Annotated in this window: 19 protein-coding genes and 1 tRNA gene; 15 read left to right on the top strand and 5 right to left on the bottom strand. The window is 37.6% G+C overall.

The annotated features are described in order from the left end of the window. Window positions 1-70 precede the first annotated feature (70 nt). The 3 genes from BT999_RS03215 to ispE form a co-directional block, all read right to left on the bottom strand. Window positions 71-1009: a ribose-phosphate diphosphokinase gene (locus tag BT999_RS03215; protein WP_072696332.1), complete on the bottom strand. Its 939-nt coding sequence runs from the start codon at window positions 1007-1009 to the stop codon at window positions 71-73. 236 nt (window positions 1010-1245) lie between these two features. Further along, a tRNA-Gln gene (locus BT999_RS03210) sits at window positions 1246-1322 on the bottom strand. 2 nt (window positions 1323-1324) lie between these two features. Continuing rightward, window positions 1325-2371: a 4-(cytidine 5'-diphospho)-2-C-methyl-D-erythritol kinase gene (gene ispE, locus BT999_RS03205; protein ID WP_072696331.1), complete on the bottom strand. Its 1047-nt coding sequence runs from the start codon at window positions 2369-2371 to the stop codon at window positions 1325-1327. A 112-nt stretch (window positions 2372-2483) separates the two neighbouring features. On the opposite strand from ispE, the gene BT999_RS03200 reads away from it, so the two are divergent. The 10 genes from BT999_RS03200 (at window position 2484) to BT999_RS03155 (ending at window position 11802) form a co-directional block, all read left to right on the top strand. Further along, window positions 2484-3476 (top strand): NAD(P)H-dependent glycerol-3-phosphate dehydrogenase, encoded by a 993-nt coding sequence (locus tag BT999_RS03200; protein WP_072696330.1) that lies wholly within the window; start codon window positions 2484-2486, stop codon window positions 3474-3476. A gap of 29 nt (window positions 3477-3505) precedes the next feature. Beyond that, entirely contained in the window at window positions 3506-4339 is an 834-nt protein-coding gene (gene proC, locus BT999_RS03195; protein ID WP_072696329.1) for a pyrroline-5-carboxylate reductase, read from the top strand. A gap of 55 nt (window positions 4340-4394) precedes the next feature. Continuing rightward, window positions 4395-4832, top strand: a complete 438-nt coding sequence (locus tag BT999_RS03190) for a Fur family transcriptional regulator (protein ID WP_072696328.1) — start codon at window positions 4395-4397, stop codon at window positions 4830-4832. Window positions 4833-4835: 3 nt separating this feature from the next. Next, on the top strand, window positions 4836-6590 hold the full coding sequence (locus tag BT999_RS03185; RefSeq protein WP_072696327.1) for an ASKHA domain-containing protein: 1755 nt from the start codon (window positions 4836-4838) through the stop codon (window positions 6588-6590). A 274-nt stretch (window positions 6591-6864) separates the two neighbouring features. Then, window positions 6865-7287, top strand: coding sequence for a C40 family peptidase (locus BT999_RS03180; RefSeq protein ID WP_178139306.1), 423 nt, complete (start codon window positions 6865-6867; stop codon window positions 7285-7287). A 27-nt stretch (window positions 7288-7314) separates the two neighbouring features. After that, window positions 7315-8337, top strand: a complete 1023-nt coding sequence (locus BT999_RS03175; RefSeq protein ID WP_072696325.1) for an asparaginase — start codon at window positions 7315-7317, stop codon at window positions 8335-8337. Window positions 8338-8372: 35 nt separating this feature from the next. Next, window positions 8373-9038 carry an LOG family protein gene (locus BT999_RS03170; RefSeq protein WP_072696324.1) on the top strand — a complete coding sequence of 222 codons (666 nt, stop codon included), beginning with the start codon at window positions 8373-8375 and terminating at the stop codon, window positions 9036-9038. A gap of 5 nt (window positions 9039-9043) precedes the next feature. After that, window positions 9044-9559 (top strand): nucleoside deaminase, encoded by a 516-nt coding sequence (locus BT999_RS03165; protein ID WP_072696323.1) that lies wholly within the window; start codon window positions 9044-9046, stop codon window positions 9557-9559. A gap of 151 nt (window positions 9560-9710) precedes the next feature. After that, entirely contained in the window at window positions 9711-10790 is a 1080-nt protein-coding gene (locus BT999_RS03160; protein WP_072696322.1) for a hypothetical protein, read from the top strand. Window positions 10791-10962: 172 nt separating this feature from the next. After that, entirely contained in the window at window positions 10963-11802 is an 840-nt protein-coding gene (locus tag BT999_RS03155; protein ID WP_072696321.1) for a hemolysin family protein, read from the top strand. Between the two features lie 12 nt (window positions 11803-11814). Here BT999_RS03155 and BT999_RS03150 read toward each other — a convergent pair whose 3' ends face one another. Then, the gene (locus BT999_RS03150) at window positions 11815-13617 is read right to left on the bottom strand and encodes a sigma-54 interaction domain-containing protein (RefSeq protein WP_072696320.1); all 1803 of its coding nucleotides are present in this window, start codon (window positions 13615-13617) and stop codon (window positions 11815-11817) included. Window positions 13618-13953: 336 nt separating this feature from the next. On the opposite strand from BT999_RS03150, the gene dpaL reads away from it, so the two are divergent. The 5 genes from dpaL to BT999_RS03125 all read left to right on the top strand — a co-directional run bounded on the left by dpaL (window position 13954) and on the right by BT999_RS03125 (window position 20083). Then, window positions 13954-15171: a diaminopropionate ammonia-lyase gene (dpaL, locus tag BT999_RS03145; RefSeq protein WP_072696319.1), complete on the top strand. Its 1218-nt coding sequence runs from the start codon at window positions 13954-13956 to the stop codon at window positions 15169-15171. A gap of 40 nt (window positions 15172-15211) precedes the next feature. Continuing rightward, window positions 15212-16399, top strand: coding sequence for a YgeY family selenium metabolism-linked hydrolase (locus BT999_RS03140; protein ID WP_072696318.1), 1188 nt, complete (start codon window positions 15212-15214; stop codon window positions 16397-16399). 7 nt (window positions 16400-16406) lie between these two features. Further along, window positions 16407-17867, top strand: coding sequence for a sodium:solute symporter family protein (locus BT999_RS03135; RefSeq protein ID WP_245790979.1), 1461 nt, complete (start codon window positions 16407-16409; stop codon window positions 17865-17867). 2 nt (window positions 17868-17869) lie between these two features. Beyond that, a complete protein-coding gene (locus BT999_RS03130; protein ID WP_072696317.1) occupies window positions 17870-19462 on the top strand; it encodes an N-acyl-D-amino-acid deacylase family protein in 1593 nt (530 codons plus the stop codon). 195 nt (window positions 19463-19657) lie between these two features. After that, a complete protein-coding gene (locus BT999_RS03125; protein ID WP_072696316.1) occupies window positions 19658-20083 on the top strand; it encodes a hypothetical protein in 426 nt (141 codons plus the stop codon). A gap of 117 nt (window positions 20084-20200) precedes the next feature. Here BT999_RS03125 and rplS read toward each other — a convergent pair whose 3' ends face one another. Beyond that, window positions 20201-20548, bottom strand: a complete 348-nt coding sequence (gene rplS / locus BT999_RS03120; RefSeq protein WP_072696315.1) for a 50S ribosomal protein L19 — start codon at window positions 20546-20548, stop codon at window positions 20201-20203. Between the last annotated feature and the right edge of the window lie 10 nt (window positions 20549-20558).

Here is a 20558-nt window from a genome sequence, read left to right as displayed (position 1 = left end):
AAGCCATGACGTTAGGATAACGCCGTTGCCGTTACGGATCGTTTGGAAAAAAACCAAAAGCCTGATAAAATCAGACAAACAAAACGCTTACGGATGATTCAGTGTGAATGTTATGAATTGCCTTAGCCAATATGCTTGCGATAGAAACAACTTGAATCTTAGGGCAAGCTTTAAGTTTGTCGCCGAGAGGAACCGTATCGGTTACTAATACTTTTGTAAACGGAGAATCAGCAATACGTTCAATTGCCGGACCGGATAAAACAGGGTGAGTAGCCGCCGCAACAACTTCTTTGGCACCTTTGTCCAATAATACTCTGCTGGCTGCGACCATAGTTCCCGCCGTATCGATCATATCGTCTAAAACAAAGGCTACTTTGTTTTTAACGTCTCCAATAACGTTCATTGCCTGTGCTTGGTTGGGCTTATCTCTTCTTTTATCGATAATAGCAAGATCGGCCCCAAGGTGTTTAGCGTAAGATCTGGCTCTTTCAACACCGCCGGCATCAGGAGAAACGACAACAACGTCGCTGCCGTAACTGCGTAAATAATCTAATAAAACAGGTTGAGCAAAGAGGTTGTCAACCGGCATATCAAAGAAACCTTGAATTTGTCCTGCGTGTAAGTCTACGGTTACTAGACGTTGCATTCCGGCAGTAGTTAGAAAATCAGCTATCATTTTAGCACTTATTGGGGCTCTTGGGCTTACTTTTCTGTCTTGACGGGCATAACCGTAATAGGGAACAACAGCGGTAATTCTTCCGGCACTGGCTCTTTTTAGTGCATCAAGCATTAATGCCAGTTGTATAAGATTGAAATTTACGGGAGCACAAGTTGATTGTACAACAAAAACGTCGTCGCCCCTAACGTTATCTTGAATTTCTATACGAATTTCGCCATCGCTAAAGGTATCGCATAAAACAGGAGTTAACTGACAACCTAAGTGGGTACATATTGCTTGTGCAAGCACCGGATTGGAAGTTCCGGTTAAAATTTTAAGAGAGCCGTGCATAATAGATTAATCCGGTTTTTTGATTTAATATATTGAAACAAAATTTATTCAAAAAAGTCATACACAATTTTATGATAAAAAACAAGCTGAAAAGAACGCATATTATATCTGTTATCAAGATAAAATTTTTTGTTTTAACTTGTTTAAATGTTTATAGGCATGCTTATCAAGGTTGTTTTTTTTATAATAAAGAAAAAGCCCAGACGATAATCCCGTCCGGGTCTTTAATTTTTTACTGGCTGGGGCGGGAGGATTCGAACCCACGGAATGACGGGACCAAAACCCGTTGCCTTACCAGCTTGGCGACGCCCCAGTTTAAAGGCACTGCAAAAAAGTTGATTTATACGTTTTTGTAATGAGTTGATAAGCTTTTTCTGCGTTTTTATCAGAGTGAAACACTCCGAAAATACTGCTTCCGCTTCCGCTCATGCCTGCAAAGCTTGCCCCTATCTCGTATAATTGTTGTTTTAATTTCAACAAGTTTGGATATTCGGCAAACACTACAGTTTCAAAATCGTTAAAGCTCTTTATGCCTTGCGAGAAAAGAGAGATAGCGAAACTCTCTTCTTTTGTCAATACTTTCTTTAAAAAAAGATTATTTTTTTTAATGTTTTTTGAGCTTGAAAATTTTATTGTGTTATTTTTAAGGTTTTTGTCATATGCTTTATACGCCCAAGGGGTTGAAATTTTTATATCGGGATAAACCAAAAGTAAAAAAGTATTTTTTAAAGGGTTGTCAACGGGTTTGAGCTTTTCGCCTATCCCTTTAGCGAGGCTTGTTTGGTTAAATAAAAAAATAGTAACATCTGCTCCGACCGTTTCGGCTATTGTTACAAGCTCTTTATTGCTTAATGGTTTTAAGCCGAGTTTGCGTGAGAGCAATTCCAAAAATAAAATCAGAGTAGCCGCATTAGCACTAGAACCACCTAGCCCGGCACCTTGAGGTACATTTTTTTCAAGATGCAATTTTAAAGTCGATTGAGGGGTTTGCTCTAAGCTTGTTTGTTTTCTTATTTTTTGATAAATTGCAAAAGCTTTGGTGAGCGTATTGTTTTCATCGCTTAATCCATTATCTGTACTGCTAAATTGCAGTTTTGTCGGATAAGTTTTATGTTCTAATATAAAAGTTATTGTATCTTTTGGGTTTTTTAGAGGAATAAATAAAGTTTCCAAAGAGTGATAGCCGTTTTCTAAAATACCGGTAATATATAGATAGAGATTTATTTTACAGCCGCTTTGTATTATAAACGGTAAAGAAAGTTTGGGGTTTTGATACCATTGTTCAAAGTCATTCTTAAAGCTGAAATCAGGTTCAAAGACTTGTTGTTTAACTGTTTTTATTGTATTATCACGATTTGACATGGCTTTATGTTTTAATTTGTTAGGTTTAAGTTGTTATGTATATAAGAGTTGTTTTGAATCAGCTCAAGTTATGCCTTAATTTTATTAATATTTCAACAGAATAGGCAGATTTATGAAAATAGCAGTAATCGGAGGCGGAAGCTGGGGAACGGCGTTAGCACAGTTGTGTGCTAAAAATGGGCATAACGTCTGGCTTTGGGTGCGTAATGCGTCATTGGCAAAAGAGATGAACGCCAAGAGAGAAAATACTCGTTATTTGCCCGGCTTTAAATTAGCCGATAATCTTAATATTAGTTCGACCTTAGAAGCCTCTTTAAAAGGGGCTGAGTTAATTGTTTATGTTTCGCCGAGTCAGGTTTTGAAAGTTTTTTTACCCGAACTTTTACGGCTTGTTTCGGCTGATTGTCCTGTTGTTGTAGCAAGTAAGGGGATTGATTTAAAAACGCTTAAACCTTTATCGGTTTTATCTTTTGAACTTGTTCCTTCCGTGCGTCAGCGTTATGCTGTGTTGTCCGGTCCTTCTTTCGCCTATGAGGTTATGTGTGGTTTACCAACGGCTGTTTCTTTGGCTTGTGAAAATACGGAATTAGGCTCAAAGCTAAGAGAAGTTTTTTCTAATCAATCATTTAGAGTATATTCCAGCACTGACGTTTTAGGCGTTGAATTGGGCGGTGCTCTGAAAAATATTATTGCAATCGCCTCAGGTATCAGCGATGGTTTGGAGTTTGGTTATAATGCCAGAGCCGCCTTGATTACCAGAGGTTTAGCCGAAATAACTCGCCTTGGTGAAAAAATGGGGGCAAAAAGTAATACTTTCATGGGATTATCGGGAATAGGCGACCTTATGTTAACCTGTACGGGAGATTTATCACGCAACCGTCAGGTCGGTTTACGGTTGGCAAAAGGGCAAGATCTTGAACAGATTGAACGTGAAATGACAAATTTGGCAGAAGGGATAAAAACCACCGAAGCAACCTTTTCTTTGGCAAAACAGCTAGATGTCGAAATGCCTATCACTCAGGCTGTTTATTCGGTAATTCACGATAAAGTTCCGGCTATGGATGCTTTTAAACTATTGATGAGCCGCTCTTTAAAAGCAGAGTAAATCTAAAACAAGCGATTAGGAATATAAATATGTCAAGTTTACCTGTTTTGGGTGTTATTGGTTGTGGAAATATGGGGTCTGCTATTTTAAAAGGGCTTGGTTCTCTTGATCAAGCTTTGTTTAGTTTGGTTGCTTTTGATCGAAATCAACATAAACTTGAGGCGTTACGCCCTTTAGGGGTTAAAGGAACATCAAGCATGGCGGAACTTGTCAAAGTTTCTGATTGGTTGATTTTTGCAATTAAACCTCAACAGCTTTTATCTGTATTGGAAAGTCTTGGTGAATCTTTAAAAGATAAGGTAATAGTTTCTATTGCTGCCGGTGTTTCTTTAAACGCTTTGGAAAAAGCTTCTTGTAACAATACCGTCGTTTTTCGAGTTATGCCGAATACGCCGGCAACCGTAGGCGAGGGGGTTTTTGCTATTTGTTATGATGAGTCTAAAATTTCCGAGATACAAAAAAAGGTTATAGTTGACTTATTTAATAGTCTGGGGCGTGCCGTTATTTTGCCCGAAGCTAAATTTAATGCGTTTTCGGCGTTAATTGGCTGTGGTCCGGCTTATGTCTTTTATCAAATGGAGGCTTTGGTTGAAGCCGGTGTAAGTTTAGGGCTCAGCAGGGCAGAAAGCACCTTGATGGTTGTTGATTTGTTTTACGGTAGCGTTGTTTTGGCAAAAGAAAGCGGAAAGCATTTATCTGTTTTGAGAGAAGAAGTTTGTTCTCCGGGTGGAATGACAATTGCGGGAATCAATAAATTTGATAGCGACGGAATAAAAGGTAAGTTAATAGAAGCTGTCTTTGCTGCATATCAAAAAGGTAAAAAGATGGAAGAAGATTCAGCAAAAGAAAGCCAAAAAGGTTAAAGTTTGAAATGGTTATTTTTTTAAGATTAAATAATGCTTAATTTTGAGGTGTGAGATGAAAAAACTGCAAAAACGCTTTGATGATTTTATTGCCCTTAAGTCTTTAAAACATACACATCAGCGTAATTTAATCTTTGATGTTTTTTTAAATTCTGATGGACATTTAAGCACGGAAGAGCTTTATGAAAAAATAAAAAGCATTGATAGCTCAGTAGGACAGGCAACAGTTTATCGCACCATGAAATTGCTTTGCGAGGCGGGAATTGCCCATGAAATACATTTTGGAGATGGTCTTACTCGCTATGAAGTTGATGATAGCGGAAAAAAACACCATGATCACTTAATTTGTACGGTTTGTGGGAAAATTTTTGAATTTGTTGATGAATTGATTGAACAACGTCAAAAAGAGTTGGCAAAAAAATATGACTTTGATTTAACCTCACACCGTATGTATTTATATGGTGTGTGTGCTGATTGTCGAAAAAAGATTTAGGATATGACAGACTTAAAACTTGTACTTATTCCGAAAAACAAGGAAAATATCCAAAATATTAAGCTAGATAGGCAACTTTTGGAGACGGAAGAGTGTAATATTTTGCAAATAAAGGCCGATAAAGAAGAGTTTTTATCTCAGGTTATTTATTTATCAGGGTTGCTTGAACCTTTACCTTTATGTTCCGGGCTTGGCTCTTGTACTTTGTGTCGAATTCGCTTTCTTGAAAATCCGCCGAAACCCTTGAATCAAGAGCTAAATAAGCTGAGTGCGGAAGATATTAAAGCGGGTTGGCGACTTTCTTGTTTAAGAAAAATAGAAGATGAACCTTTATATCTTGCGTTGCCAAAATATGCACGTTTGGCAAGGACAACACACAAAGTAGCTAAAAATCAACTGGTTGAAGACCAAAATGTAACATTGGCAATAGATTTAGGTTCAACCTCTGTGTATTGGTCTGTAAACTCTCAAGATAATAATGCTAATTTGCAAAACATAAAACAACAAAGTCAACAGCAAAAAGTTGAAGGCGTTTTTTTAAACCCTCAAATGGGAGCAGGTGCAGACGTAATTTCTCGTTTGGCTTTCGCAAATACACTTGAAAAACGTAGGCAATTGCAAAATGTAACTTTGGATAGTTTTCGCCGAATTTTGAACGACTTGACCGACGAGGGTTTTCCTCGCCCCAAAGAATTGTGTTTGGCGGCGAACTCCGTGATGACTTATTTGACTTTAAACAAAGACCCGCAAAGATTGGCGGCGGCTCCTTATAATCTAACTTATCGGGGTGGGTGTTACGAATATCTTGAGGGCTTGCCGCCTATTTGGGTTGCTCCCTTGCTGAGTCCTTTTGTCGGAGGCGATATTTCGGCGGGCATTGCCTTTATTTTATTTGGCAAAGAATATGTCGATAAAAAAGAAAATTTTTTTGATGAAGCTTTGGTTAAACCTGAATATCCTTTTATTTTAGCAGACTTGGGAACAAACGGAGAGTTTGTATTGTGTCTTGGTCCTGATGATGCGATAATTAGCAGTGTGCCGATGGGACCTGCACTTGAAGGAATAGGGCTATCTTGCGGTGCTATGGCAAGCCCCGGGATAATTTCGAGTTTTAGTTTGAGTCCTCAGGGGCTTTTGGCTCATAAACTGCAACAAACAGAAATGCATTCAACAAGTTATGCGGTAAAAAAAGAAGGTTTAACGGCAACAGCCTATTTAAACTTATTGGCTCATTTATTACAGCTTAATATTATTGATGCAAACGGTTTGTTCAAAAAAAATAATGAAATATTTCACCCCTTGGCGAAAAAAGTTCTCTTGCAAAATGGTGAAGAACGCTTAATCAACGATCAGGTGAAAGGCACTTATTTAAAACTTGATGATAAATTATATTTAAGTTCTGTTGATATAGAAGAAATTCTCAAGGTAAAGGCGGCGTTTAGTTTGGCGGTTAAGAGCCTTTTAAACAGTGGCGGTATTCAGTTTAAAGACCTTAAACATTTTTTTCTTGCCGGGGCTTTAGGTAAATATATTGCTGTGGAAAACTTGGAGACTCTTGGTTTTTTACCTTTGGGCGGTGGAAATTTAGTAAAGAATATAGGCAACAGCTCGCTTAGTGGGGCAAAGTTGTTTTTGAAATATCCTGAAACCCGAGAGCGTATTTTAACTTGGATAACTAATATAAAAGAATTGGAATTAGCTAGGCAACAAGCTTTTATCGATGCGTATGTCGAAGATATGAAATTTAGTTTTTATTAGCTCAAAAAAATGTGGTGAATAGTTTTGTTTGGAAATATAAATTATAAACTTTTACTAAAGGATACCTATAGAAATTGCGTTCATGGCAGTTTTTAGATTTTTCCTAAAGAAAAAAATCTTTCAATAACCTATATTTTTTCTAGACTTCGTTTTTTACTTGTGTTATATTCCCAACATGAAAAAGAACTTTATATCCATAACGTGTTGTTTTAAAAGGCTTTTTATAAATAAAAACTTACTGCTGTTGGTTTTACTTTGTGTTCCAACTTTTTTGATGCAGGCAGGGTGTGCAAAACATCCGGCTTCGACTGCACCTATTATTGTTAAATCCAATACAAAAGGTGAAGCCGTGGTCAATACTGCCCGTAGCATGATCGGAACACGCTATAAACTCGGCGGTACCAATCCTAATGGCTTTGATTGTTCAGGTTTCGTCTGTTGGACTTTTGCCAAATATGGTAAAGATATGCCACGAACAGCGAGAGAACAGGGTGCTGTTGGTGATAAGTTAAACGTTAGCTCATTAAAACCGGGTGATGTTGTTGTTTTTAAAATACGACGCGGTTATCATTCCGGTATTTATACGGGAGACGGAAACTTTATTCACAGTCCAAGAAAAGGTGAAAGCGTTAGGGAAGACTCTATTTTCTCAAAATATTGGCAGAATAAGCTGATTGCGGCACGCAGGGTTTTATAGCAAATAAATTTTTGTGAATTGTCTATTATGTTAAATTGTATTGTTCAAGAAAAAAAACTTACAACAGCCAACAAACGTGTGGCTGTTTTTTTTACCGGTGGAACGATTGCAATGCGTAGTTTGCCTGATCAAGGGGTTGTTCCTGTTGATTTGGTTAATGAGTTAAGCCAGAGTATTCATAAAAATATTCCTAATCTACAGCTTGAATTGGTTCATTGGGGCGATCTTCCAAGCCCACATATAAGCCCTGAACATATGCTTGAATTGTCGTCTGAAGTGGCTGAAATAGCTAAGCGAGATGATATTTGCGGCGTTGTGGTTAGCCATGGCACTGATTGCATGGAAGAAACCGCGTTTTTGCTTGATGTTACTTTAAAGCTCGATAAACCTGTTGTAGTTACGGGGGCAATGCGTTCTTTTGATGAAGAAGGCTATGATGGTTTTAGAAATTTAATTATGGCGATAAAAGCCTGTTTGTTACCTTTACCGAAAGAATGTGGTGTGGCTGTTTTGATGGCTGATAAACTTTACTCGGCAAGAGAGGTAACAAAGGTACACTCAATGAGCATTAATTCGTTTGATAGCCCCGGAACCGGAGCAATCGGCGTTTGTGTGGGTGATTGTATCGCTTTAACCCGTATACCCGTGGCGTCTCCGACTTTAGAGGTTGAAAAAATTAAAGCTAAGGTTGAACTTATTGCGTTAGCTCCCGGAATGGACGGAAAGTTTATTGCGTGTGCTAGAGAAAGCGGGGCAGATGGTATCGTTATAGAAGCATTAGGGGCGGGAAATATTCCGATTTCTGCTTTGAGTGAAGTTGAAAAAACGCTTAAAGCCAATGTGCCGATCGTGTTAACCTCTCGCTGTATAGAGGGTGGGGTTTGGCCTGTTTATGGTTATCGTGGCGGGGCTGCGACTATGGAAAAACAAGGTATTATTCTCGGTGGAAGTTTGTCGGCACAAAAAGCCAGAATACTTTTAATGCTCGCTTTAAGTAATGATTTAAAATTAAATCAATTAAAAGAAATATTTCACTACTATATTCGTTAAAACTCTATAAAAGATGGGAACTTTGGTAAAGAAAAATGGAACCAATAAAAAACGACTGTAACGGAAATAACGCAATCGACTCTTTAAGCCTTGATTCTTGGCGTTTGTTTAAAATAATGGCGGAAATAGTCGAGGGTTTTGAGGTTTTAGGAAAAATTAAAGAGTCTTGTATTTCTATTTTTGGTTCGGCAAGAGTCAAAGAAGATCACCCTTTATACGAAGAAACAAGACAAATCGCCAAGCTTTTGGCAGAATCGGGTTTTGGAATTATCACCGGAGGTGGCCCCGGAATAATGGAAGCCGGAAATAGAGGTGCAAGCGAAGGTGGCGGCCAATCTATAGGGCTTCATATCTATTTGCCTCATGAACAAAAAACAAATTTTTTTATGAAAACCCAGCTGACCTTTCGTTATTTTTTTATTCGTAAACTTATGTTTATAAAATATGCGTCGGGTTACGTCGTTATGCCGGGGGGAATGGGGACTCTTGATGAGTTGACAGAAGCTTTTGTCTTGATGCAAACAGCAAGAATAAAACCTTTTCCTATTGTGCTTTATAAAAATGAATTTTGGGGCGGATTAATCGATTGGTTAAAAGATAAAATGGTGAGTGAAGGGTTTATGAGTCCTCATGAGCTTGATCTTTTGGCGATTAAAGATACCCCGGAAGAAGTTCTTGAATTTTTTAAAGCTCATCGTTAAAAAATATGATTTTAAGTGAGAATGAACGCTTTCCTAAGCGAATTATTCCCCAGCCTCCGCCTCCCTGGAAAACCTGGGAAGAGTTGATGGATCTTGCTTTAATAGAGGCAGAGTACAGTGCGTCTTTAAATGAAGTTCCTGTTGGAGCTATTATTGTTGATAAGAGTGGAGATATTCTTGCTAAAACTGGAAATAGGTGTATAAGCAATAATGACCCAACGGCACATGCTGAAATTTTAGCATTAAGGGAAGCCGCGCAAAGAATTAAAAGCTATAGACTTTGTGAATGTTATTTGATAGTTAGTCTAGAACCATGTTTGATGTGTTTGAGTGCAATTTTTAATGCTCGCTTAAAAGGTATTGTTTGGGGAGCAAAAGAACCTAAAACAGGGGCAATCAGTTCTCGCCTAAACGGTTTTGAGCTTGATTGTTTTTTGCATGATAATATTTGGGAGCTTGGTGGTATAAAAGAAGAAAAAAGCGAAGAAATACTTAAAGTTTTTTTTAAAAAGTGTAGATAAGATATAAAGTATGGTTTTAAGATAAAAAATGTTGAACTTTAGTAAAATATTGTGTAATAATGTCATAGTAAAATAAATTTTGAATATTGCAGTTTTTCGTATGATTAGTAGATTTTTTATTAATTAAATTTCTGTTCTCGGTAGGTTCGGCATGTTAGAACACTTGTTTATTCCGCTTAATCAGCTTAAAAGCACTGAAAGTGTTTACGCTCTTGTCAAAAAAACTTTTGAAGAAAGAAGTGTTTCTTACGCTAATCTGGGTGATATATTTTTTATATTGCTTGGAGTGATCGCCATTGCCTTACTCGGTATGGCAATAATTGCTTATCGTAATTCTCGCAAAAAATATATTCCTTATGATTGGATTATAAACCCCTCAGAGTTGAATAAAATTTTTAACGATTCTATTGATCAAAGAGCTCGTTATGAAATTACTTTCCCTGTTGAAGAAAACGGAACTCGTCGCCCCGGAATTGTAACAGCTTTAAGCTCTGTTGGTTCAGGTGTATTAAATTTTGATTGTGCTGATATAGAAAATCTTTCAAGTTCTTGGCTTGGAAGAGACGCTGAGTTATATTTTAAAGTAAAAAATGAAAATAAAAAATATGTCTTTTATTCTTTTCGCTCTGTAATTGACGGAATACGCAAGCTCAGAGACAGTACGTGGATGTTGAGTTTTCGCATTCCAAGCCACCTTGAAACTAAACAAAAACGCAATTTTTTACGCATTACTCCGTCTGTGGAGCATGTTATGGGTCTTGCAATTTGGCAAACTGACCCGATTACAGGTGCTTTACCCAGTGATATAAAACTTTGTGGTCGCCCTGTTTTAGCTTTGGTTCCGGGGCGAGTAAATCAAGTTGAACTTAAAGATATTTCCGCAGGTGGCGGACGCATCACGGTTCGCAAAGAAGATGCGGAAAACTCTTCATTAGAGTTTAATATCGGCGAGCGTTTGGTTTTATTGCTTGATTTGTTAGAGCCTGAACAAAATACCCGCTTAAGACTTTTGTTTCATTGTAAGGTTCAAAATCCTTTTATTGATTTTGCCAAGCAACATATCGAGGTCGGTATTCAGTTTATTGAGTGGGGAAAAATAAAAGAAGCAACTTCAAGCGAAATAGAGTGGTTTAAAATAGCAAAGCTTGGCGAAGTTGAACCCCTTGGAAACTGGATTATGCGTAGACACTTGGAGTCATATCGAGAAAACTCTTTGGTAGACGACGAATAAATTTACTTTATATTGTTGCTATATTTGTCATTTATTTTGATCTTGTCTTTTTTGCAATGACAAATTATAAGTAGTAACATAAATAAGTTGACTGAATGAACAAACTTAGTGTGATCTTCACAATCTGACGATTTTGATTGTGTTTTTATTAACTTTAACCTAGGAGTATGTTTTGGACGGAGGCACGGACAGTAGTCTTTGGCAACGAATTTTAAAAATTTTTCACTCAAAAAACTCATGTGAAAGCGTTGAACAAGCTATTTTAGATGCGGAAGAAGACGGCGATATTTTAGCTGATGAAAAATCAATGTTATTGCGAGTATTACGCCTTGATGAGCTTTTAGTTCAAGATATTATGACCCCGCTCTCAGACGTAACCGCTATTTCGTCAGAGTGTACCTTGAATGAATCAGTAAAGATCATAGTTGAATCAGGTCATTCGAGGGTTCCTGTTTATCAGGGAAACAAAGAAAATATTATCGGTATAGTTTACGCCAAAGATATGATAAAATATATCTATCAAAAGGCACCAAGTCATTCTAATATTACCGAATTTATGCGTGAACCTTATTTTGTTCCGGAAACAAAAAATGCCGCCCAACTTTTGCATGAATTTCGTGCAAGAAAAAATCATCTGGCGTTATTATTAAATGAATATGGTTCTGTTGTTGGAATAATCAGCATAGAAGATATTATAGAACAAATAGTCGGCGAAATCGAAGATGAACACGATATGCCCAAAGAAGACGATATTAAGGCATTAGATTCTACTCATTTTATTTTATCCGGGCGTACGACTTTAGAAGATCTTGAGTCAGAAGTCGGCCTAAAAATAGAATCGGAAGATGTTGATACTATCGGCGGTTATCTTTGTGAACTTGCGGGAAAAGTTCCTCAAGCCGGTGATGTCTTTGCACTAGATGCTTGTAGCTGTGAGATTGTTGATGCTGATAATACACAGGTACGCACAATCAAAATAGAGCTTTTGGAAAAAGCTGATGAACGTGAGTAATTTTTAACGAGTTTATTCCAAGTTATAGCTTTTTATTTTGCGATATAAAGTTGCTATTCCGATTCCTAAGGCTTGAGCTGCCAATATTTTTGAATCGGGTGAATCTTTGTATTTTTTTAAAGCGTTTTGAATAGCGTTTTTTTCTAATTCAACAAGAGGCAAAATAGTTTCTTGTTGAATTTTTTCTGTTTCGCTGTCTTTTGTTGATTGAGTAGGCATATTGTTTTGAACATTCTTATTATTTTCTGATAACGCCACCGCATTTAAGATTTTTGTTGGTAACATGCTGACTGTTGCCGAACCGCCGTTTGGAATAATATTAACCAAATATTCCATAATGTTTTCAAATTCTCTTACGTTTCCCGGCCAAGTATATTTTTGTAAAACGTCAAGCATTCTTAAAGTTGGACGTACTAATTTTTTAGAAAACAATATGCAGTATTTTTCCAGAAAAAAGTTTGCCAAGGCAGAAATATCTTCGATCCTTTCTCTTAACGGCGGAATTTTTAACGGAATAACATTTAAGCGATAATATAAATCTTCTCTAAACATACGCTGGCTTATAAGTTCTTGGAGAAGGTCGTTAGTAGCGGCGATGATACGCACATCAATCTTTATGATTCTATTTGAACCAAGGCGGGTAATGGTTCTGTCTTGTAAAAATCTTAAAAGTTTTACCTGAAGATAAATAGGCATTGCACCTATTTCATCTAAAAACAATACGCCTTGATGTGCCATTTCAAACTTTCCCATATGTCCCGAAACACTCGCGCCGGTAAAAGCTCCGCCAACATAACCGAAAAGCTCGCTTTCCAATAAATTATCGGGAATAGCTCCGCAGTTAATAGCAACAAAAGGCTTATCAGAACGATCACTTTCGGCGTGAATTGCTCTAGCGAACATTTCTTTTCCTGTTCCACTTTCTCCGGTTATCAAAACGGTTGAAAGGGTAGGGGCAATATTTATAACTCTTTGTTTTAATTCGAGTATTTTTCTGCTCTCACCAATGATTGAGTCTAAGTTGCTGGTTTCTTTATTAAAAACTATTTGTGAGAGTTGTTTACGATAAGCGGGAAGAGAGTCAAAAACTAAAGCGGAATTAAAAGTATCATCTTCTGAATTTAATTGAGATAAATGTCCGAGCATAACTAAAATGCGACCATCAACATTAATTTCAAATTCTTCCATACCGGAAAGGGTAACGCCTGTTTTTTTGATGGTAATATCTTTTAGTTGAGTTTGTTCTGTTATGTTTAATGATTTTTTTGCGGTGTTATTGAGGTAAGTAATCATTCCTTGGGTGTTTGTTGTTAAAATACCCCTATTATCCGTGTCTGTAATTTTTAAAAATGTGTCGAGCAAGTGTTCTGTTTGTTTCGTGTGTTGTTTTTCTGTAACAGCGAAAGAAACAGCATTCGCCATTTGTTCGACAAAGGCTTTATATACTTCTATTTTTTCTAAAATACGCTCTCTTTCTTCTTGAGTAAAGCAGATAATACTGATTACCCCTAAAACCTTATTGTTATGTTTAATCGGCGTACTGAGCGAGAGGGTTTCTTTACAGTTTTTGCGATTGGAACAGCCCAGACAAATTTCGTTTTCACGAGGGTTTAACATTATAATCGCTTCTTTGTTTTTTAAAACGTGGCGATATACTTGTCCTTCTTGCTTTATGCTTTGACCAACGCCTTGTGCATACATGCCCGTTCCGGCAATACGCACAAGATTAATGTCGGCAACCTCAACGTTAATATTGGTTACTGTGTTTATGAGCTTTGTATAACGTTCAACATAAGCGGAAATTGAGGATAGCATAACATTCCTTTTTTCATTACATGGCTGAAAAGCAAGTGGGTAAATAAACAATTTTTATCATAATGATAATAGGATTTATTTTATCAAAGTGATAATGTCTGTTAACATTTTTAAATATAATGTTTTTTTAGGTTTTTAATTGTTTTTGAGGTGATTCTCAAAATGATAATTTATCATAATGATAACGCATGAAAAAGTAAACAGTTATTTAAAATATAAAATAAATTTAGTTTTAACAGCATGTTATGTTGTTTGTTTGCATTGGAATATTAATTGCTTGTGAGATGATTATAACACAATAACTTTTGTATTACATTTGTTAAGGAGATTAAAATAATGAGTTCGGTTGAGTTTTTTAAAAATCCAAGGTTGAAAAAAGTCGGAGAAGGTGCAAGTTTAGAAGATTTTAGCACTAAGGAAGCGACACTTGTACGTAATTTTCATAAAAGTTTTCGTGAATATAGTTTAACTCCTTTGGTCAAGCTTAATAAATTGGCTGAAGACTTTGGCGTAGATAGTATTTTTGTGAAAGACGAATCTAAGCGTTTCGGCTTAAACGCCTTTAAGGTTTTAGGCGGTTCTTATGCTATTGGTCGTTTATTGGCTCAAAAATTAAATCGTTCAATTGAAAGTTTGACTCGTGATGAGCTTTGTTCTGATCAAGTTCATAAACAACTTGGTGATATTACTTTTGCTACTGCAACTGATGGTAACCACGGGCGTGGAGTGGCTTGGACAGCACAGCAATTAAAACAAAAAGCCGCTGTTTATATGCCTAAAGGTTCCGCTCAGATTAGAGTTGATAATATCAGAGCGACCGGTGCAACTTGTACTGTTACTGATTTAAACTATGACGATGCGGTCAGACTCGCTAATGAAAATGCTGAGAAACATGGTTGGATCATGGTTCAAGATACGGCTTGGGAAGGTTATGAAGACATTCCTCGTTGGATTATGCAAGGTTATATGACTCTTACTATCGAAGCCTTGGAACAATTGCGTGAGCAAGGTGTAGAACGCCCGACTCACGTTTTTTTACAAGCAGGCGTAGGCTCTTTTGCCGGTGCGGCTCTTGGTTTTATTGCTTCTGCTTTTGGTGATAATTTACCGATAACTACCATTGTTGAACCTGAAAAAGCAGATTGTATTTATAAGTCAATGGTTGCTGCTGATGGTAAACCACATAACGTAACCGGAGATTTAGATACTTTAATGGCCGGTCTTGCTTGCGGAGAGCCAAGTACTATCAGTTGGGGTGTGTTAAGAGATTACGCTGCTGGTAGCATTTCTTGTCCTGACTATATTGCCGCCAACGGAATGCGTATTTTATCTTCTCCATTAGGTGATGATCAAAGAGTTATTTCAGGAGAGTCCGGTGCCGTTACTTGCGGTATTCTTGAATATATTATGAAAAGCCCTAAAGGAGCTGAAATTCGTAAGGCTTTGGGCTTAGATAAAAATTCTAAAGTATTGTTGATCAGTACAGAGGGTGATACTTCGCCGAATACTTTTAAAGAAGTTGTCTGGCATGGTGCATTTCCTGAACCAAAATAAATTTTAAGTTAATAAAAAGAGTGAAAGAGGAATAAAAACAATGCTTACATCCAGTGAAGAAAAAGAAGTAAGAGAACTTTGTCAGGCACTAATCAAAAGCCAAAGCTTATCAGGGCATGAAGACGGTGTTGTAAAGATTCTCAAAGATTATATGGAAAAAAACGCTTTTGACGAAGTTTTTGTTGATCGTTACGGCAGTATAATTGGTTGTATAAAAGGTAAAAGACCGGGGTTAAAAATTTTATTTGATGGTCATATCGATACCGTACCTGTACCTGATCCAAGCGTTTGGAAGCATGATCCTTTTGGCGGAGAAATAGATAACGGTCGCATTTACGGTCGTGGAACTTCTGATATGAAAGGTGCGGTTGCGGCTATGTGTGTTGCGGCTGCTAAATTTGCCAGAGATACCAAGCGTGATTTTGCGGGTTCTGTTTATGTTGCCGGTGTTGTGCATGAAGAATGTTTTGAAGGAATAGCCGCTCGTGAAATCAGTGAACGAGTTAAGCCTGATGTGGTAATTATCGGTGAAGCTTCTCAACTTAACCTTAAGATAGGTCAAAGAGGTAGAGCGGAAGTCGTTATAGAAACTTTTGGCGTTCCTGCTCACTCTGCTAGCCCCGATAAAGGCGTTAACGCTGTTCATGCCATGATGAAACTTTCCGCCGAGCTTGAAAAAGTTACTCCAAAAGCAGACCCAATTTTAGGAGCAGGCGTTTCTGTTTTAACAGATATTATTTCAACGCCTTACCCCGGTGCTTCTGTTGTTCCGAGCCATTGCCGTGCAACTTATGATCGCCGTTTATTGGTGGGTGAAACGCCTGAAAGTGTAATTGAACCTTACAATGAAGCTATTAAGCGCGTGAGTGCTTCCGACCCTAAATTTAAAGCCAAGGCGAGTTTTGCTCGTGGACATGAAAATTGTCATACCGGAAATACTATTGAGGGCGAACGTTTCTTCCCGGGTTGGTTGTTTGAAGAAAAAGAAGAATTTATTCAAAAACCGTTGATTGCTTTAAAGGCCGCTGGTTTTAATCCTTCTATTTCACATTATTCATTTTGTACCAATGGTAGCCACTATGCAGGAGAAAAAGGAATTCATACCTTTGGGTTTGGTCCTTCTCTTGAAACTTTGGCTCACACTATTGATGAATATATTGAAGAAAGTCAATTGTATAGTGCAACCGAAGGTTACGCTATTATCAGCAACTCTTTATTAAAGGACTAGGTGAAATATGGAAACAACAGGTATGAATCCAACATTTTATATTGTTATAGCTTATATGGCAGTAATGATTGCTATAGCTTTATATGTATCTTTTAAAAAAGTAAAAAGCTCAGAAGATTACCACTTAGCCGGGCGTTCTTTAGGGCCTTTAATGATGGCGGGAACTTTAGCGGCTGCTGAAATTGGTGGCGGTAGCACTATCGGTGTTGCGGCTAAAGCTTATGGTTCTTGGGGCTTATCCGCCGGTTGGTATGTTGTTTGTGCGGGTATTGGTATTTTCTTAGTATCATTCGTCGCTCCGTTTTTACGCCGCTCAATGGCAACAACCGTTCCTGAAATTATTGGGCGACGTTACGGAACTCCCGCTCATATTATAACGACCTTTTTATCTTTGTGTACTTTGTTTGTGGCAACAGCCGCACAGATACAAGCCACTAGTGCGATTATTGAAACTATTTCCGGTGGCGACTTTGTTACGGTAACTATTATGGTTGCTATTGTTGTTACTCTTTATACCATGCTTGGTGGTTTAGTTTCCGTTGCTTTTACTGATATTGTTCATATTCTTTTTATTACTGTAGGTATGGCGATTGCTATGCCGATTATTTTACAAGGTGCCGGCGGTTGGGAAACTGTTAGTGCGAATATTGCTGCTACTGCTCCTCAAAAATTAGGCTTAACTGAGGTAGGTTGGAAGACGATCATTGGTCTTATCCTGATGTATTTTATGACCTTCTCGACAGGGCAAGAAGCTGTTCAACGTTATTTTGCGGCACGTGATATTAAAACTGCTCGCTTAGGTTCTTTCCTTTGTTCAGCATTAATGGCTCTTTATGGCTTTATCCCTGCTATTATCGGTCTTTGTGCTTTAGCTCACTTCCCAGATATTAAAGCAACCCAAGCTATGCCTATGGCGGCTATGAAGTTTGCTCCTATAATGATCGCTGGTTTAGTTATGGCTTCTGTTGTTGCCGCTACTATGTCTAGTGCATCAGGTAACTTAATCGCTTCTTGTACTTTGTTTACCAAAGACGTTTATCAAAAATATGTTAACCCTAACGCGAGTGATAAGACTATCTTATTTTTAAGTAAGGCTGTTGTTGTTGTGATGGGTGCATCTTGTCTTATTATTGCTTTAAACCCTGCTATCGGTATTATTGAATTGTTAGTATTCGGCTTTACCATGCGTTCTGCCGGTCCTTTCGCTGCCTTTATTTTTGGTTTTGTTTATAAAAATGCTACCGTACACGGTGGATTGGCTGCTATTATTGGTGGTTCTATCGCCGCCGGTGTTTGGCAGTATTATGGCGAACCTTATGGTGTTATGTCTCTGGTTTTTGGTTCTATCGTAAGTACGATTTTATTCTTTACTGTATCTAAGATCGAACGTAGCATGGGTGTTCCTGCTGCTCCGCCTGCTATTAGTGCTGAAAATATCGAACAAAACCGTCTTTCAGAGTTGAGATAGTTATGAAACGTATAATAATTAACGGTGTTATTATTGACGGTTCAGGTTCTGAAGGTTTTAAAGGTTCTGTTGCGATTCAAGATGGTGTAATTAGTGCCATTGGCAATGATATTTCCACAGATGGTTTTGATGATGTGATTGATGCCCAAGGTATGGTTATCAGCCCGGGGTTTATTGATACTCACAGCCATTCTGACCTTGAAGTTTTTAAACACCCGCATTTGACTCCAAAAGTTATGCAAGGTGTTACGACAGAATTTTTGGGTCAAGACGGTATTGCTTTGGCTCCGTTACCTATAGAATATATTAGTCCTTGGCGTAAAAACCTTGCCGGTCTTGACGGTGATAAAGATGATTTTGACTGGGAGTTTAAAACTACGGCAAATTATTTGAAATTATTGGAAAAGAACGGTTCTGCCACTAACCTTTGTTATCTTATTCCCCACGGTAACGTGCGAATGGAAGCTCGGGGTTTAGATAGCGGAATAGCCACGGAAACAGAACTGAAAAAAATGTGTCAGGTTTTACAGCGTGAACTTGATGCCGGTGGTTTTGGTTTTTCAACCGGCTTAATTTATATGCCTTGTGCTTATTCCGATACGCGTGAAGTTACAGAGCTTTGTAAGGTAGCCGCAAAAAATAAAGTGCCTTTTGTTATCCACCAACGTAGCGAAGCTGATTCTATTTTAGAATCAATGGAAGAAGTTATTTCTGTTGGGCGAGATTCTGGTGTGAATGTACATTTTTCACACTTTAAGCTCTGTGGCAAAAATAACGCACATTTGTTTGATAAGGTTTTGGCTTTGCTTGATAAAGCTAAGGCAGAGGGGATTAAGGTTTCTTTTGACCAATATCCTTATGTTGCCGGAAGCACTATGCTTGGCGTTATTTTACCGCCTTGGGTACACTCGGGCGGAACGGATAAATTGCTTGAGCGTCTTAACTCACCTGAAGATCGTAAAAAAATGACTGCGGATATTTGGAACGGTATTCAAGGTTGGGATAATTTTGTGGCTTTTGCCGGTTTAGACGGTATTTTTGTTACTGATGTTAAAACAGAAGCCAACAAAGATATTTTAGGCAAAAACTTGGTTGAATTAGGACAAATTCGTGGTAAAGAGCCTCTTGAAGCGACTTATGACCTTTTATATCAAGAATCAAACGCCGTGGGTATGGTTGATTTTTACGGGTTGGAAGAACACGTTAAAGCGTTTATTGCACGCCCGGAAATGAACGTTTGTACCGATGGTCTTTTAGGCGGAAAGCCTCACCCAAGAGTTTATGGTGCTTTTGCTCGTGTGCTTGGCAAGTATGTGAGAGAAGAACGGGTTATTTCTTTGCATGAAGCTGTGCGTAAAATGACAAGCAAGCCAGCAGAAGTCTTTGGTTTGAAAAATCGTGGTTTGTTAAAAGTAGGTTATTCTGCGGATATTACCGTTTTTGATCCTGCTACGATTATAGATAAAGGAACTTATCAAGAACCTCGTCAATATCCACTTGGCATTAAACATGTTTTAGTAAATGGAACTCCTGTTGTCAGGGATTCAAAACCGTTAACAGATCAGTTACCGGGAAAGGTTTTAAGAAGAAGCTAAATTCATATCACTTTGAATTTTAAACGCATTAAAGCGACGTTTGTATTTTATGATGCAAACGTCGCTTTTAATTTTATTATGACTCTGTTTTTGGCTCTTGACTCATCTATTTTAGGGAGATAGATTTATTTGGAGTCTTTGATGTATTAAATAAGAGTGGTGTTTTGAGATAACGTTATAAAAGAAGGAAGTAAAATGAATAATTCACAACAAGAATTTGAAGCCTTTTTGCAAGCTTGGGAAGAAGATCAGTTAAAGCTTAAACCTTATTGTCTTAAACTTTATGAGACTTTAAAACAAAACCAACAAATTATTTTTGATTATAAAGCTCGCCCTAATGTCAGCTATTCTTTAAGGGCTTCTTTTACTCAGGCAAAGGGTAAATTTAGCTCTCGTCCTTTATTCGTTTTGCTTGATATTATTGATGATGAACCCGAGAGTCGCTGGTTATCTGTTTGTTTTTATGCAGATATGATTAATGACCAAGATGAGCTTGGTGATTTTGTTCCTAAGGGCTTATTGGGTGAAGATGCTTTATGTTTTAACCTTGATGAAGAAAATGCAAACTTATTAGAGTATGTTGTAAAGCGTTTAAATGAGGCTATAAATAACGCGAAATAAACAAAATGAAACAGCTAAGACCGCTGTAAAAATATCTACAGCGGTCTAAATTTTTTTATCAACTTATGTTAACTAAAACTTTTGTTTGTATATATTAAAGACAAACAGCGTTTTAAATTACCAATTAGTTTTAGGCTTAATACGAGCGGCTTTACCTTTAAGGTTACGCAAGAAGTAAAGACGTGCACGACGTACTTTACCCTCAGTAATCATTTCTACCTTTTCGATAAAAGGAGAGTGTAAAGGGAAGATACGCTCAACGCCCACACCATCAGAAATTTTACGCACTGTAAAAGTAGCACTGGTGGTTCCGCGGTGGATACGGATAACGTTTCCTTGGAAAACCTGAACTCTTTCTTTTTCGCCTTCGATAATACGCATGTGAACCTTAACGGTATCACCTGATTTAAAGCGTGGAATATCCATACGCATTTGTTCACGTTCGATATTTTGAATAATATTCATTCCTAAACCC

Source organism: Desulfovibrio litoralis DSM 11393 (assembly GCF_900143255.1).
GTDB lineage: Bacteria > Desulfobacterota > Desulfovibrionia > Desulfovibrionales > Desulfovibrionaceae > Frigididesulfovibrio_A > Frigididesulfovibrio_A litoralis.
This window is presented reverse-complemented; position numbering and strand designations above follow the sequence as displayed.